This window comes from Brucella sp. IR073, from assembly GCF_049065735.1.
In the GTDB taxonomy this organism is placed as follows: domain Bacteria; phylum Pseudomonadota; class Alphaproteobacteria; order Rhizobiales; family Rhizobiaceae; genus Paramesorhizobium.
The window spans coordinates 1-15,060 of the sequence record NZ_JBAKHD010000020.1; the positions used below are offsets into that span (position 1 = coordinate 1).

Sequence of the window (15,060 nt, forward strand, 5' to 3'; positions counted from 1 at the left end):
ACGCCCGCCCGGTACAAAGTCCCGTAGCCGCTCCCACTGATCATCCCGAAGTATCTCGCCTTCCACACCAGCCTCCAAAAGCCAGTGTTGAATCTGATTTGCCATTCCTTGGGAATCGTAAAATCATTAAATTGTCACTACGCCCTAGATTGATTTCGAGTGTTCCGCCTGAAAGCAATTCACCTCAGCCCAACGCATTCCCTGATTGACTTCTGACATGTCAGTGTGCAAATCTCGAGATCACACTGGGAGGACAGTTGTTTCATGCGTTTTGGGCTTTCCGTCGCGCTTGCGACCCCTTTTGAGAAAAACGGCTATATTTCGCTCGACGTGATGATTGCTAAAGCCCGCCACAGCCTTGACGCCGGCTGTAGCAGCGTCACGCTGTTTGGAACCACAGGCGAAGGCGCATCCATTGGCCGGCGCGAGCGCGAGACGTTGCTGGGCGCGATGGTGTCGGACGGTGTTCCCGCGGATCGGATTGTTGCCGGGGTTCTCGTGAATTCAGCCGCAGACGCGGCCGAGCAAGCGGCGCATGCATTGTCGCTGGGCGCGCGCAACATCCTGCTTGCCCCGCCCTCCTATTTTAAGAATCTCGGTGACGAGGGACTGTTCGGCTGGTTTTCCGCTGTGTTCGGGCTGCTGGGCGACAAGGCGCGGGACGTTATCCTCTACCACATCCCATCGGTCACCATGGTCCCATTGAGCCATGCGCTGATAGGCCGCTTGCGTGAGGCGTTTCCTGAGATCGTCACCGGGGTGAAGGATTCCGGTGGTGATTGGGCCTATACCGAAAAGCTGGTGATGGAGCACGGCGATCTCATCATACTGATCGGTGATGAGCGTCATCTCGCCAAGGGTGTCCGCCTTGGCGCGCAAGGAGCCATCTCCGGCATCGCCAATTTTCTGCCAAGTGAAGTCCGCCGTATGGCGGTACGGGGCGAGGATGACCAACACGTCATAGATCTGGTGGCCGAGCTTTTGAAATATCCGGTTACGCCAGGTGTAAAGGCGCTCATGGCCCATGCATTCGGCGAGCCCCACTGGCTGGCGGTCCGGCCGCCGCTGCTTCCCCTTTCCAATGAGAGCGAGCGTCAATTGGTCTCCACCTTCGATACGCTGTTTCGTTCCAAGGCGGCATGATGGAGCAGGAGCGCCCCATGGAAAGCCAGGCCGAGGAGCCCTCCCCGCTGCGGGAGCGGGCCTATGAAAGCTTCACCCGGCATCTTCTGGCGCGCGATGTGCGTCCGGGACAATTCGTCTCGCAGCGCCGTCTGGTGGAGCTGACCGGCTTTCCGCTGAGCGCCATCCGTGAGCTTATACCGAGGCTGGAGGCCGAGGGGCTGATCAAGACCGTGCCGCAGCGGGGTTTGCAGATCGCCCATATCGATTTGAACCTGATCCGCGAAGCGTTTCAGCTTCGCCTTTTCCTTGAAAAGGAGGCGGTGGCGCTGTTCACCCGCACGGCATCGGACGAGATCATCGCGAAGATGCTGAGAGAGCATCGCGACATAGCGGCGGCGATCGAAAGCGGCAATGACAGCCATGAGCTGGAAGCCCATGCGCAAGCCGTGGACTGGGGCATGCACGACGCCTTCATCGACGCGCTCGGCAATACGATCATCTCGAATGTCTACCGCGTCAACTCGATCAAGATGCGGCTGATCAGCCAGGAGCGCGTCCGTATCGACGGGCGCGTCGGGCCGGTCATGAGCGAGCACATGAAAGTGCTCGAAGCGATCGAGCGGCGGTCCGTCGAGGAGGCGGTGGAAGCGCTCGTCGCCCACATAAACCATGCAAGGGACCGCGCCATTAGAATATAGAGCATGATCACCTGCCGAAGAGAGGAGCTTCGGCATCATCCAAAGGGAGGGAATAGCATGTCATCATTCTGGAAGCCTACCCGGCGCGGCTTTCTGGCCGGTACGGCGGCGCTCGGCGCGGCGGGGCTCGTCGGCGCGCGTCCGGCCTTCTCCGCAAGCTCGGTCGATTGGAAGAAGTTCGCGGGGACAACGCTTGAGGTCAATCTGGTCAAAAGCCCGCGCGGCGATACCATCATCAAATATCTACCCGAATTCGAGGCGCTGACCGGCATCAAGGTGAATGCCGAGGCAACCCCGGAACAGCAGCAGCGGCAGAAAGCCGTGATCGAGCTTTCGTCGGGCAGGCCGAGCTTCGACGTCATCCATCTGAGCTATCACGTGCAGAAGCGCCAGTTCGAAAAGGGCGGCTGGCTGGCCGATATCAGCGGCTTCCTGAAAGACCCTTCGCTGACCGACCCGTCGCTGACGGAGAGCGATTTCGCCGCCGCCGGATTGACCTTCGCCCAGGACAATGACGGCAAGCTGCGCTCGCTGCCCTTCTCGGTCGATTATTGGATCGTCTACTGGAACAAGGAACTGTTCGACAAGAAGGGCTTCGCCTACCCCGCCACCTTCGAGGACATGGCCGCCGCCGCCGAAGCGCTGACCGATAAGAGCACCAACACCTATGGCTTCGTCGCGCGCGGGTTGAAGAACGCCAATGTCCCGGTCTGGACGGCCCTCATGCTGGGCTATGGCTCCTCGCCCCTTGGCCCCGACGGCAAGCTGCGCACCACCTCCGAGGAGGCGGTCGAGGCGGCGAAATTCTATCAGCGCCTGATGATCAAATCCGCCCCGACAGGCGTTTCCGGCTTCAACTGGGCCGAAGCGCAATCCGCCTTTCTGCAAGGCAAGGTCGGCATGTGGTTCGATGGCGTCGGCTTCGCGCCGCCGCTGGAGGACCCGCAGAAATCGCGCGTCGTCGGCAAGGTCGGCTATGGCGTCATGCCGAAGGGGCCGAAAGCGCAGGCCGCCGCGACGACAGGCGACGGTATCGGTGTCGTCGAGGCCAGCGAAAAGAAGGAAGCGGCCTATCTGTTCTGCCAATGGGTCATCTCGCACGATATGGGCGCGCGGCTCCTGCAGGCCGGGGCGGGCGTGCCGTTCCGCCAGTCCATCCTGGAGGACCCCGAGGTGCGCAAGGGCGTCAAGATGCCCGCCGCCTGGGTCGACGCTGTGGCAGAGTCCGCGAAAATATCGCAGCTGGCGCTGCCTGTCATCGTGCCGGTCACGGAATTCCGCGACATCTATGGCGTCGGCCTCACCAATATGATCGGCGGCGCGGACCCGGCAGCCGAACTCCAGACCGCCACGGCGCAGTTCGAGCCGGTGCTGGCCAAGAGCGAGGGATAATGGCGTCCGTGAGCATCGATGAAGCGGCCCCGGCGGATGACGGCGTGAAAGGGATGAGGCCGGGCGGGCTTGCGCCCAATTACTGGCCCTTCGTGATCCCGGCCATGGTAATCATCGCGGCGGTCATCGTTTTTCCATGGGTGTTCACCCTCTGGATGAGCGTGCATAGCTGGACGCTGGGGCAGGAGCAGCAATTCGCCGGGCTCGACAATTATATCAGGCTCGCCACCGATTTCCGCTTCTGGGAATCGCTCTGGCACACGCTGGTCTTCACGGTGCTGGCCGTCGTCGCGCCTCTGGTCCTCGGCACGCTCGCAGCGCTCATCTTCGATGCCCAGGTTCCGCTCAAAGGCTTCCTGCGCGGTGTTTTCGTCATGCCGATGATGGCGACGCCCGTCGCCATCGCGCTGGTCTGGACCATGATGTTCCACCCGCAATTGGGCGTGCTCAATTATCTCCTGTCGCTCACCGGCATCGGCCCGCAGGAATGGATCTACAACCAGTCGACGGTCATCCCCTCGCTCGTCCTCGTCGAGACATGGCAATGGACGCCGCTCATCATGCTGATCGTGCTAGGCGGCCTTGCCGCCGTCCCGCGCGAGCCCTATGAAAGCGCCGAGATCGACGGCGCCAATGCCTGGCAGAAATTCCGCTATCTGACCCTGCCGATGATCGCGCCCTTCCTGATGATCGGCGTCATCATCCGCTCCATCGATGCCATCAAGAGCTTCGATATCATCTATGCGATGACGCAAGGCGGCCCCGGCACGGCATCCGAGACGATCAATATCTACCTCTACAACACCGCCTTCGCCTATTACGATATAGGCTACGCCTCGGCGATGGCCGTGGTGTTCTTCATCCTCATCATTGCCCTTTCCCTGGTGCTGATGATGGTCCGCGCCCGCACCAACTGGTCGGACAAGGAGGCCAGCCGATGAAACGCAGAATGCTCAACCGCATCGGCCTTCTGTTCGCGGCCATGGTCATGGTCTCGCCGGTCCTCCTGTTCTTCCTCTGGATGATTTCGCTTTCGCTAAAGTACGAGATCGACAATGGCGCCTATCCGCCGATTTTGATTCCGGAAAATTTCGCCTGGTCGAACTATGCGCAGGTGTTCCGCGAGAACAATTTCTTCCTCTATTTCTGGAATTCGGTGCTGGTGACCGGCGCGGCGACGCTGCTGGCGCTTCTCGTCGGCGTGCCCGCCGGCTACGGCATCGCCCGGCTCAAGGCGGAGCGCGCGGCCATTCTCATCATGATCGCCCGCATGACGCCCGGCCTCTCCTTCCTCATCCCGCTGTTTTTGCTCTTCCAATGGCTGAACCTCCTCGGCACGCTCTGGCCGCAGATCATCATCCATCTCGTCGTTACCGTGCCCATCGTGGTCTGGATCATGATCGGCTATTTCGAGACGACGCCGATGGAACTGGAGGAAGCCGCCAGCATCGACGGCGCGACGCCCTGGCAGGTGTTCCGGCTGGTGGCGCTGCCCATCGCCAAGCCCGGCATCGTCGTTGCCTTCATCCTGGCGCTGATCTTCTCCTGGAACAATTTCGTCTTCGGCATCGTGCTGGCCAGCCGCACGACGCGCACGCTGCCGGTCGCGGTTTATAACATGCTCTCCTTCGAGCAGGTCAGCTGGGGTCCCCTGGCGGCAGCGGCGCTGATCGTCACCCTCCCCGTGCTGGTCCTCACCCTGTTCGCCCAGAAGCAGATCGTCGCCGGGTTGACGGCAGGCGCGGTGAAGGGCGGCTGAAACATACGCTTGGAGCGAAACCCTGAATCAATTCCATCGCACTTCGCTCCAAGCCTTTGTCCGGACTCGAATTTCCATTGCGCGCGCGCCCGCGCGGGAATAAGCAATCGGCGAACGCTGATAACTGCCCCGGCGAGACGCGATGGGAAGAAAAATGTTGGAACGAGTTTTCAAGCTGAGCGAACACGGAACGTCCGTCCGCACCGAGCTGGTTGCCGGCGTCACGACGTTCTTGACGATGTCGTACATCATCTTCGTCAATCCCGAGATTCTCTCGTCCACGGGAATGGATCGCGGCGCGGTGTTCGTGGCGACCTGCCTTGCGGCGGCGCTCGGCACGCTGATCATGGCCTTTTACGCCAACTGGCCCATCGGCATGGCGCCGGGCATGGGGCTCAACGCCTTCTTCGCCTTCACGGTCGTCGCGGCCATGGGCTTCACCTGGCAGCAGGCGCTGGGGGCCGTGTTCATCTCCGGCGCGATCTTCGTTTTCCTGTCCGTAACAGGCCTCAGACGATGGGTGATTGACGGTATTCCTCCCTCTTTACGCAGTGCAATTGCGGCGGGAATTGGTCTTTTCCTTGGCCTTATTGCGCTGGAGAACGCCCATATCGTCGTTAAGAACCCCGCGACGCTGGTGACGCTGGGCGACCTCAGGCAGACCGGCCCGCTCCTCGCCATCCTTGGTTTCTTCGTCATCGCGGTGCTGGATGCGCTGCGCGTGAAAGGTGCGATCCTCATCGGCATTCTCGCCGTGACGGTACTTTCCTGGATCGTAGGGGCCAACCAGTTTCAGGGCCTCGTCTCGGCCCCGCCCTCGATCGCGCCCACCTTCATGCAGCTCGATATCCTCGGCGCCCTGCATGGCGGGCTGCTGCATGTCATCCTCGTCTTCGTTCTCGTCGAAGTCTTCGACGCGACGGGCACCCTGGTGGGCGTCGCAAAACGCGCCAATCTGATGCCGGAGGGCAAGCCGAACCGCCTCGGGCGCGCGCTGATGGCCGACAGCTCCGCCATCGTCGCCGGCGCCATGCTGGGCACGAGCAGCACCACCGCCTATGTGGAAAGCGCCTCCGGCGTGGCGGCGGGCGGCAGGACGGGATTGACCGCGCTGGTGGTCGCAATTCTGTTCCTCGCCGCGCTCTTCATCTCCCCGCTTGCGGGCTCCGTTCCGGCCTATGCCACCGCCCCTGCCCTTCTCTACGTCGCCGCGCTCATGATGCGCGAGCTGCGGGAAGTCGAATGGGACAATCTGACCGAGGCGATCCCCGCCGCCGTGACGGCGCTCGCCATGCCGATGACCTATTCCATCGCCAACGGCCTCGCCTTCGGCTTCATCAGCTATGCCGTCTTGAAGCTCTTCACCGGCCGCTGGAAGGAGCTCCATCCCGCAACGATCATCGTCGCGGCGCTGTTCATCATCCGCTTCGCTTTCTTCCCGGGATAAGCCTGACCGGAAAGTCAGCAACTTTTTGAGAGCATGCCCTATTATACTACGCTCGTCTTGACCCTGTCCTGCCCGAGGAGCATTCTATACATGCCGCACTCCGCGGCATCGCTTCTCGGGAGGAAGTCATGAACAAGGTAGAATTTTCACGCACCGCGAAAGTGCCGTTCGCCAAGCGTTATGACAATTTTATTGGAGGTGAGTGGGTCGCGCCGAAATCGGGCCGTTATTTCGAGAACATCTCTCCGGTGACCGGACGCCCGCTCGGCGAAGTCGCCCGCTCCGATGCCGCCGATATCGAAGCCGCGCTCGACGCCGCCCACAAGGCCAAGGACGCCTGGGGCCGCACCAGCCCGGCCGAGCGCGCCCTGATCCTCAACCGCATCGCCGACCGGATGGAGGAAAATCTCGATCTTCTGGCGCTCGCCGAAACCTGGGACAATGGCAAGCCGATCCGCGAGACCACAGCTGCCGACCTGCCGCTCGCCATCGACCATTTCCGCTATTTTGCCGGGGCGATCCGCGCGCAAGAGGGCTCACTCTCCGAAATCGACCATGACACGGTCGCCTATCATTTCCACGAGCCGCTGGGCGTCGTCGGCCAGATCATCCCCTGGAACTTCCCGCTCTTGATGGCCTGCTGGAAGCTCGCCCCGGCCCTCGCCGCAGGCAATTGCGTCGTCATCAAGCCCGCCGAGCAGACCCCGGCGACGATCATGCTCTGGGCCGACCTCATCGGCGATCTCTTACCACCCGGCGTGCTCAACATCGTCAACGGCTTCGGCCTCGAAGCAGGCAAGCCGCTCGCCTCCTCGCCGCGCATCGCCAAGATCGCCTTTACCGGCGAGACGACGACCGGACGGCTCATCATGCAATATGCCAGCCAGAACCTGATCCCCGTCACGCTGGAGCTCGGCGGCAAATCGCCCAACATCTTCTTTAAGGACGTGACGCAGGAAGATGATGATTTCTTCGACAAGGCCATCGAGGGCTTCGTCATGTTCGCGCTCAACCAGGGCGAGGTCTGCACCTGTCCCAGCCGTGCGCTCATTCAGGAAGACATCTACGATGAGTTCATGGAGCGGGCGCTGAAACGGGTGGAAGCCATCGTGCAGGGCGACCCGCTCGACCCCGCCACCATGATCGGCGCCCAGGCGTCTTCGGAGCAGCTTGAGAAAATCCTCTCCTATTTCGACATCGGCCGTCAGGAGGGCGCCGAGGTGCTGACTGGCGGCGAGCGTAACGAACTGCCAGGTGATCTTGCCGGGGGCTATTACATCAAGCCCACCGTCTTCAAGGGCCACAACAAGATGCGCATCTTCCAGGAGGAGATTTTCGGCCCCGTCGTGTCGGTGACGACCTTCAAGGACGACGAGGAGGCGCTGTCCATCGCCAACGACACGCTCTACGGCCTCGGCGCGGGCATCTGGAGCCGCGACGTCAACCGCTGCTACCGCTTCGGCCGCGCCATCCAGGCCGGCCGCGTCTGGACCAATTGCTACCACGCCTACCCCGCCCACGCGGCCTTCGGCGGCTACAAGCAATCCGGTATCGGACGCGAGACGCATAAGATGATGCTCGACCATTATCAGAATACGAAGAACATGCTGGTGAGCTACAGCCCTAAGAAGCTGGGGTTCTTTTGAGTTGATTATGTTTTGAGGGAACCGCTAGGCACCCCCCTCTGGCCTGCCAACTCATCTCCCCCTCAAGGGGGGAGATGAGTTGGCATTAGCCACACCGCCAATCAGCGACATCTGCGATTGGCAGAAACGTTTATGAAGGCCCAATCTCCCCCCTTGAGGGGGAGATGGCCGGCAGGCCAGAGGGGGGTTACTGTCCCGCCGGCGTTTTCACCTTAATAACGAGGAGGATCCCACCATGGCCCAGGTCTCCGCCACCCCCGCCGCGCTGGAACTCATCGAGGAAATCATCGCGGATCACGGCCCGGTGCTGTTCCACCAGTCCGGCGGCTGCTGCGACGGTTCCTCGCCGATGTGCTACCCGCAAGGGGATTTCATCGTCGGCGACAATGACGTGCTGCTCGGCCACATAGGCGGCGCGCCGTTCTACATCAGCGCCTCGCAGTTCGAGGCGTGGAAGCATACCGATCTCATCATCGACGTGGTGCCGGGACGCGGCGGCATGTTCTCGCTCGACAATGGACGCGAAAGACGTTTCCTGACGCGCTCGAAAGTTTGTGCCATCAGATAACGCACCGGGCCTGCAGCATCACCCGCCGTCACGACGCCAGAGCCAGCTGCAACGTCCCGCCCCCTTCCCGCAACAGCCGCAGCCGCGAGTAATCCGCCAGTTTCCGGTGCGGCGTTTCCATTTCGTGCCGGTGCGTCGTCGTCATAACCGCAACCTGGCATCCCGCCGCCTCCGCTGCGGCGATGCCCGCCGCCGCGTCCTCGAAGACCAGACAGCGCTCCGGCGCGACGCCCAGGCGCTGCGCCGCCAGCAGGAAGCAATCGGGAGCGGGCTTGCCAAAGGTGACGTCGTCGGCTGCGATCATCGTCGCGGGCACGGGAAGCCCTGCCGCCTCGATCCGGCGCAGCGCGAGCCGCCGCGGGGCGGACGTCACGATAGCCCAGCGGTCCGCGGGCAGCGCGGCCAGAAAATCCGCCGCGCCGGCAATCGCCTCGATCCCCTCGACATCGGCGATCTCCGCTTCGGTCAGGGCTTCCGCCTCGGCCACGGGATCCAGCCCTGGCAGATTGAGCTTGCCGATCGTCTCGACCGCCCGGACACCGTGGATTGTCGGCAGAAACGTCTCGACATCCAATCCATGGGCCACCGCCCAGCTCGTCCATACCCGCTCGGCTGCCTTGATGGAAGTCAGGATGGTGCCGTCCATGTCGAAAAGGAAGGCATCGAAGGAATCCGGGAAGAAGCTGTCTGACACGCTGGCGAACCTCGCTGTTTCTATTGCCGCTTGGCCATATAGCAGGAGGAAGCCGCGCCGGTCATGTGGAGAATTGGCGCTAGAGTTAGGGATAATCGGAAGCGGTTTTCCCTAGCCGTCATTCTCGGGCTTGTCCCAAGAATCTGCGACGGTACGGTCTTCAGGACGGTCATCGCTATTCTTCGCTCTTATGGCAGATATCAGGGACAAGCCCGAGGATGACGGCAGAGGCTTGTCTGCCTTGCGATTCATCCGGTGGCTGACAGACTCTAGGTGGTCAGGCAGCGCAGGCAAGCGCCACCGCGTCCGCGCCCGCCGGAAAACGCAGCGTGCCGCTCTCGTCATGGACCGCCCTATACACCGCCTCGGCCACATCGCTTTCCCTGGTTATGAGAGGCGGCTGCGCGTAGCCTGCAAAGATCGGCGCGGCGAAATCGGCATAGCTTTTCGGAATGATTTCTTCGGGACGCACGGAAACATTCTGGCTGAAGCGCGTGGTCGGGGCATAGCCGGGCTCGACCAGCTTGGCGCGAATGTTGAAATAGGCCAGTTCATGCGCCAGCGAGCCGGTAAAGCCCTCAATGGCCTGCTTGCTCGCGGTATAGGCCGCCGCCAGCGGCATGGGTACAAGCGTTACGGTGGAGGTGACGTTGACGATGACGCCGGACCGGCGCTCGCGCATCTGCGGAATAACGGCTTGCGTCATAGCCATGGTGCCGAATGTATTGGTCTCGAAGATTTTCCGGACGTAGGACATGGGCGTCGCCTCGAAGGCGCCGACAATGCCGATGCCCGCATTGTTGACCAGCACATCGATCGTCCCCGCGGCTTCGATAGCCTCGACGATGCTGCCCTCATCGGTAACATCCAGCTTCAGGACGCGCAAATTGGCAGCGCGCGGCAGGATGTCCTCGCGCGGGGTGCGCATGGTCGCAATGACGTTCCATTCTCTGGCGAGGAAATGGCGCGCCGTCTCCAGCCCATATCCCGATGAGCAGCCGGTGATCAGTATCGTCTTCATCGCAAAGTCTCCATTTATCGATGAAGTCATAGTAGGTCGCCAAGAACGGACGATCTACGATTGATGGTCCGGAATTCGTTTGTTATCGTCCGGATATGATTGATCCTCTCTCAGACGTCATAAAGCTGCTCCGCCCCCATGCGATATTCACGAAGGGAATTAGCGGCGCGGGGCGCTGGGGCGTCCGCTACACCAGGTTCGGCCATCCCAGCTTCGCAATCGTCATTGAAGGCTCGTGCCGTCTGGCCGTAGACGGGCAGGAGGAGCTGACACTCGAGGCGGGCGACTTCATCCTGCTTCCGGCAACGCCCGGCTTCACCATGTTGGGGTTCGAGCCGGTCATTCCGGAGCTTCTCGATCCCCATGCGGCGGCGGCAGCGGCGGTGTCAGAGGTCCGCCACGGCAGCCGGGATGGACCGCCAAGCGTCCGCATCCTCGGCGGCTATTTCGTCTTCGGCAGCGAGGATGCAGGTCTCCTCGTATCGCTGCTGCCGGGGCAGGTTCATGTCCGGGGCGTTGAGCGGCTGTCCACCTTGGTCAAGCTTCTTATCGAGGAATCTGCCGCGGAACAGCGCCCCGGACGCGAACTGGTGCTTACCCGGCTCGTGGAAATTCTGCTGGTCGAGGCATTGCGGGTCACCCAGACAGCCGAAGCCCGCGCCGGATTGCTGCGCGGCCTGGCGGATGCACGACTGGCCGAGGCCATCAGGCAGATCCATGGCAATCCCGCGCGCGCCTGGACCATGGGCGAGCTTGCCAAGGCGGCGGCGCTCTCCCGCTCCGCCTTTTTCGACCGCTTCACGCGCCATGTCGGCGTGCCGCCGATGGAATATCTGCTGGCATGGCGCATGGCGCTGGCAAAGGACCTGCTGCGCCGTGAGAAAATCGATATCGCCGAGGTCGCCGAACGGGTCGGCTACCGCTCCGCAAGCACATTCAGCACCGCCTTCAGCCGCCATGTCGGGCAACCTCCGGGCCGCTACGCCAAAGGCGCGGATAACAGGTAAACGCCGCCCTGCTCTGCCTTTTTCCATCCAAGCATGAACCGTCCCGCCACTTGCCCTCGAAAGACGGCCCATTTTTCCCTGATGTCTGCTATCAACGAGATTGCTCACATTCTAAAGCCAAGTGATTCCTTGTCGACCGATCCGCTGCACATTCTCAAGACCGTCTATGGCTACGATGCCTTCCGTGGCCGGCAGGCGGAGATCGTCTCGCATGTGATGGCGGGCAACAATGCGTTTGTCCTGATGCCGACGGGCGGCGGGAAATCGCTTTGCTATCAGATTCCGGCGCTGGCCCGGCCCGGCCTGGGGATCGTCATATCGCCGCTTCTGGCGCTGATGGCCGATCAGGTCTCGGCGCTGCGGCAGGCAGGCGTGAAAGCGGCGGCGCTCAACTCCGATCTGGCCGGCGACGACAGGCGCAATCTGTGGCGCGACATTTCGACAAGGTCGCTCGACCTGCTCTATGTCGCCCCCGAGACCCTGCTGAAACCCGATGTCCTGAAACTCCTGACCGGTGTGCCGCTCTCGCTGATCGCCGTGGACGAAGCGCACTGCCTGTCGCAATGGGGGCATGATTTCCGTCCGTCCTATCGCCAGCTCGACGCCTTGGCGGTGCATTTTCCCGATATTCCGCGCATGGCGCTGACCGCAACCGCCGATGAGCCCACCCGGGCAGAAATCCTCTCGCACCTTCAGATCGACGCGCACGATGCCTTCATCGCCGGTTTCGACCGTCCCAACATCCGCTATGCGATCATGGAGAAGGACAATCCCCGCGCGCAACTGAAGCGCTTCCTTGCGGAACACGTGGGGGAAAGCGGCATTGTCTACTGCCTTTCCAAACGCAGGACGGAAGAAACCGCCGAATGGCTGTGCGGGCTCGGCTATGATGCCCTCCCCTATCATGGCGGCATGGACAAGGCGGCGCGGGAGGCGAACCAGGCCCGCTTCCAGCATGAGGAAGCCGTCATCATGGTGGCGACCATCGCCTTCGGCATGGGCATCGACAAGCCGGATGTGCGCTTCGTCGCCCATATCGACCTGCCTGGCAGCATCGAGGCCTATTATCAGGAGACCGGGCGCGCGGGACGCGACGGTCTGCCCGCCGAGGCAATGATGCTTTACGGCTATGAGGATATCGTTCTGCGCAGCCGTTTCATCGAGGAATCCGAAGCGCCCGATCAGCGCAAGCGCATGGAACGGCTGAAGCTCGACACGCTTCTGGGCCTTGCCGAAACCGCCAGCTGCCGCCGGCAGGTACTCTTGTCCTATTTCGGCGACACCTGCGAGCCATGCGGCAATTGCGACACCTGCGCGGAGCCGCCAAGCCTGTTCGACGGAACAATCGCCGCCCAGAAGATTCTGTCGTGCATCCACAGGACCGGCGAGCGCTTCGGCCAGGCACATATCGTAGACGTGCTGCTGGGGGTGGAGAACGAGCGGATCAGCCGTTTCGGCCATGACAAGGTTTCGACCTACGGCATCGGGCGCGAGCATGATAACCGCACCTGGCGCGCCATCATCCGCCAATTGATCGCACACCGGCTGGTCGATGTCGATTTCGCCGGGCATGGCGGCTTGTCGATCTCGGAGAAGGGCCGGCTGTTTCTGCGCGAGAAGCAGACGCTGATGCTGCGCGTGCCGCCGAAATCGAAACCGTCCCGCGACAAGAGCTTGCGCAGGCAGGCCGCGACCCAATCCCTGTCCGAGCGGGACCAGGCCTTGTTCCAGGCGCTGCGCGAAAAGCGTCTGCAGATCGCCCGCACGCAGAACGTCCCACCCTATGTGATCTTCCACGACCGCACGCTGATGGAACTGGCCGCCGCCCGCCCCGTCTCACGCGCTGAAATGGCCAATGTGCCCGGCATCGGCGAAACCAAGCTCGACCGCTATGGCCCGGCTTTTCTCGCCGTCATAGCGGAGCATGGGTGAAGCCTGCATTTGAACGGACGACTTGCCGGAACGCTGGACCCGCGCGCCCGGTAACCTATCGTCAATGCAATGAAGCGCTGGCGGCCTGCCGCTCTTCCTTATCGTGCAGCGCGAATCTGTCGACCATATCCGCGCTCGCCTTGTTGAAGCCGAGCATCCGAACATCCACGCCCGCCCGCCGGAACTTGGTCACCACCTTGTCGAGCGCGCCGACAGCCGTGATATCCCAGAGATGGGCGCCGCTGACGTCGATAACCACCTGCCTCACATGATCCGAGAAATCGAATGCGGCGATGAAGCTCTCCGCCGAAGCGAAAAAGATCTGGCTTTCCATGATGTGAGTCACGGTACGCGCATCCGTCTCGACCCGCTTCGTGACCCTGAAGAGCCGTGCCACCTGCCCGCGAAGAAGATCCCCGACAGCAGGACGCCGGCGAGGACGCCCTTGGCAAGATCATGCGTCGCGACGACGGTGACGACAGTCGCCAGCATGACCACCGAGGAGGACAGCGGGTTGTCCGCCCGTGAATGCAGCGACACAGGCATAGGCAAAGGAGGCATAGACGCGACCTTCGGATCGACCCGCGATTACGGAAAAGCCCATGGCCTCAGGGATGAGGGCGAGCGCGACGACAATGCCCGAGAGCACATCGCCACGGATATTGGAGAACCACTCCCGGCGGTAGTTGGAAAGAGATAGCATATGGAGAGTTTTCACAGTTGAATGCAACGGGCCGGACGGAACCCGGTCCTGAAAAGAGAGTTGCGTTGCTGTGTTTTCTGGCGGATCGGCGGCCAGAAGAGCCACCCGGAGTTTCACCGGGTCCTTGCGGATGCCCCTGCCTAGCCGAGAGTGGCGGATAATGCAATATCGGTTAGCCCAAGCAGACTTGTCGGCTCAAGCTCCTCTTGTTCGTGTACAAGACCCGTCAGCTCAATGGCCGAAGCAAGCCCGGCGATTGCGCTCTTCGCCATATCGCCGCCGATGCGAATTGTGCCTTGCGCTTTCGAGCCGGCCGGTTTGCTACCACTTCACCTTCATCCCCAGGTTTCCGCTCAACCTGTAGCTGTCGGTGAAGTGCTCGAGGCTGGTGTCGACGGTGACTTCGCCATAGAGCGCATATTTGCCGTCGGCCCAGCTATAGGTGCCGCCGCCGCCGAGGCCGCCCCAGTAGCGGTCGTTCTGGGTGGCGAAGGGAACGCCCGCCACTTCGATCTTGCTCGCTTTGCCGAACTCATAGGAGAGGTTGGCGATGGCGTAGAGCTGGGCCTGGGTCAGCCTCCCCTGCTCATCGCGCCAGGCATTGCCATAATCGGCGGAGATGCCGAGACGGCCCTTCAGGCTATCGGTCTGATCGTGGCTCACATGGGCATCGAACGTATCACGGAAGCCGTCGAAATCGACCGATGACCAGGTGAGCTGCGCCTGCGGCGTCACCGTCCAGTTCGGGTTGATGGCCACCCGCTTGCCCGCTTCGAAGCTCAGCGCATAGCCGAAGCCGTCTATATCGTCGGCCAGGGAACGCCGCGCCGTGTCCGAGGTCAGGTCGTTGGTATAGAAGGTCGTCTGCGCCACAGTATCGACATAGACGCCATCATCGCCATACCAGGTCAGCGTGCCGCCGAAGCCATATCCGTTGGCATCGACCCCGCCCTGGCCGTGGACCGAGCCCATGGTGGCCTTGGCATAGCCGTAATGCGCGGTAATCCCGCCGATCAGGCTTCCCATTGCCGTCTCGTAAAGCTTGCCGTCTATGCCGGTTTCAAGACC

The 15,060-nt window shown here is 62.0% G+C and carries 14 protein-coding genes, 1 pseudogene and 1 other annotated feature; of the genes and pseudogenes, 10 read left to right on the forward strand and 5 right to left on the reverse strand.

Translation table 11 applies throughout. The features are described from left to right. Positions 1 to 264 precede the first annotated feature (264 nt). The 8 genes from ACOWVG_RS19075 (at position 265) to ACOWVG_RS19110 (ending at position 8,635) form a co-directional block, all read left to right on the forward strand. A complete protein-coding gene (locus ACOWVG_RS19075; protein WP_420963959.1) occupies positions 265 to 1,143 on the forward strand; it encodes a dihydrodipicolinate synthase family protein in 879 nt (292 codons plus the stop codon). Between the two features lie 17 nt (positions 1,144 to 1,160). Next, positions 1,161 to 1,823, forward strand: a complete 663-nt coding sequence (locus ACOWVG_RS19080) for a GntR family transcriptional regulator (protein ID WP_420963960.1) — start codon at positions 1,161 to 1,163, stop codon at positions 1,821 to 1,823. A gap of 57 nt (positions 1,824 to 1,880) precedes the next feature. After that, entirely contained in the window at positions 1,881 to 3,215 is a 1,335-nt protein-coding gene (locus ACOWVG_RS19085; protein ID WP_420963962.1) for an ABC transporter substrate-binding protein, read from the forward strand. Beyond that, positions 3,215 to 4,156, forward strand: coding sequence for a carbohydrate ABC transporter permease (locus ACOWVG_RS19090; protein WP_420963963.1), 942 nt, complete (start codon positions 3,215 to 3,217; stop codon positions 4,154 to 4,156). Before ACOWVG_RS19085 ends, ACOWVG_RS19090 begins: the two co-directional genes overlap by 1 nt. Next, positions 4,153 to 4,974, forward strand: coding sequence for a carbohydrate ABC transporter permease (locus ACOWVG_RS19095; RefSeq protein WP_420963965.1), 822 nt, complete (start codon positions 4,153 to 4,155; stop codon positions 4,972 to 4,974). The genes ACOWVG_RS19090 and ACOWVG_RS19095 overlap by 4 nt, the downstream gene beginning before the upstream one ends. Before the next feature lie 154 nt (positions 4,975 to 5,128). Further along, complete coding sequence (locus ACOWVG_RS19100) at positions 5,129 to 6,421, forward strand: NCS2 family permease (protein WP_420963966.1); 1,293 nt, start codon at positions 5,129 to 5,131, stop codon at positions 6,419 to 6,421. Between the two features lie 128 nt (positions 6,422 to 6,549). After that, complete coding sequence (gene adh, locus ACOWVG_RS19105) at positions 6,550 to 8,067, forward strand: aldehyde dehydrogenase (RefSeq protein ID WP_420963968.1); 1,518 nt, start codon at positions 6,550 to 6,552, stop codon at positions 8,065 to 8,067. 235 nt (positions 8,068 to 8,302) lie between these two features. Beyond that, the gene (locus ACOWVG_RS19110; RefSeq protein ID WP_420963969.1) at positions 8,303 to 8,635 is read left to right on the forward strand and encodes a DUF779 domain-containing protein; all 333 of its coding nucleotides are present in this window, start codon (positions 8,303 to 8,305) and stop codon (positions 8,633 to 8,635) included. Between the two features lie 28 nt (positions 8,636 to 8,663). Here ACOWVG_RS19110 and ACOWVG_RS19115 read toward each other — a convergent pair whose 3' ends face one another. Beyond that, positions 8,664 to 9,329 carry an HAD-IA family hydrolase gene (locus tag ACOWVG_RS19115; RefSeq protein WP_420963970.1) on the reverse strand — a complete coding sequence of 222 codons (666 nt, stop codon included), beginning with the start codon at positions 9,327 to 9,329 and terminating at the stop codon, positions 8,664 to 8,666. Between the two features lie 277 nt (positions 9,330 to 9,606). Next, entirely contained in the window at positions 9,607 to 10,350 is a 744-nt protein-coding gene (locus ACOWVG_RS19120; protein WP_420963972.1) for an SDR family oxidoreductase, read from the reverse strand. Between the two features lie 95 nt (positions 10,351 to 10,445). On the opposite strand from ACOWVG_RS19120, the gene ACOWVG_RS19125 reads away from it, so the two are divergent. Then, complete coding sequence (locus ACOWVG_RS19125; RefSeq protein WP_420963973.1) at positions 10,446 to 11,357, forward strand: AraC family transcriptional regulator; 912 nt, start codon at positions 10,446 to 10,448, stop codon at positions 11,355 to 11,357. Positions 11,358 to 11,486: 129 nt separating this feature from the next. Then, positions 11,487 to 13,289 (forward strand): DNA helicase RecQ, encoded by a 1,803-nt coding sequence (gene recQ / locus ACOWVG_RS19130; RefSeq protein ID WP_420963974.1) that lies wholly within the window; start codon positions 11,487 to 11,489, stop codon positions 13,287 to 13,289. Positions 13,290 to 13,350: 61 nt separating this feature from the next. Here recQ and ACOWVG_RS19135 read toward each other — a convergent pair. From ACOWVG_RS19135 to ACOWVG_RS19145, 3 genes and pseudogenes are all read right to left on the reverse strand, one after another. After that, positions 13,351 to 13,805: pseudogene (locus ACOWVG_RS19135) on the reverse strand (STAS domain-containing protein); the annotation flags it as partial. Continuing rightward, positions 13,744 to 13,992 carry a SulP family inorganic anion transporter gene (locus tag ACOWVG_RS19140; protein ID WP_420963976.1) on the reverse strand — a complete coding sequence of 83 codons (249 nt, stop codon included), beginning with the start codon at positions 13,990 to 13,992 and terminating at the stop codon, positions 13,744 to 13,746. The pseudogene ACOWVG_RS19135 and the gene ACOWVG_RS19140, both read right to left, overlap by 62 nt. A 71-nt stretch (positions 13,993 to 14,063) precedes the next feature. Continuing rightward, positions 14,064 to 14,119, reverse strand: a sequence feature (sul1 is cis-regulatory element that is thought to sense ions involved in sulfur or methionine metabolism; They are found in Alphaproteobacteria). 194 nt (positions 14,120 to 14,313) lie between these two features. After that, on the reverse strand, positions 14,314 to 15,060 hold a 747-nt coding region (locus ACOWVG_RS19145), incomplete at its 5' end, for an autotransporter outer membrane beta-barrel domain-containing protein (RefSeq protein WP_420963975.1).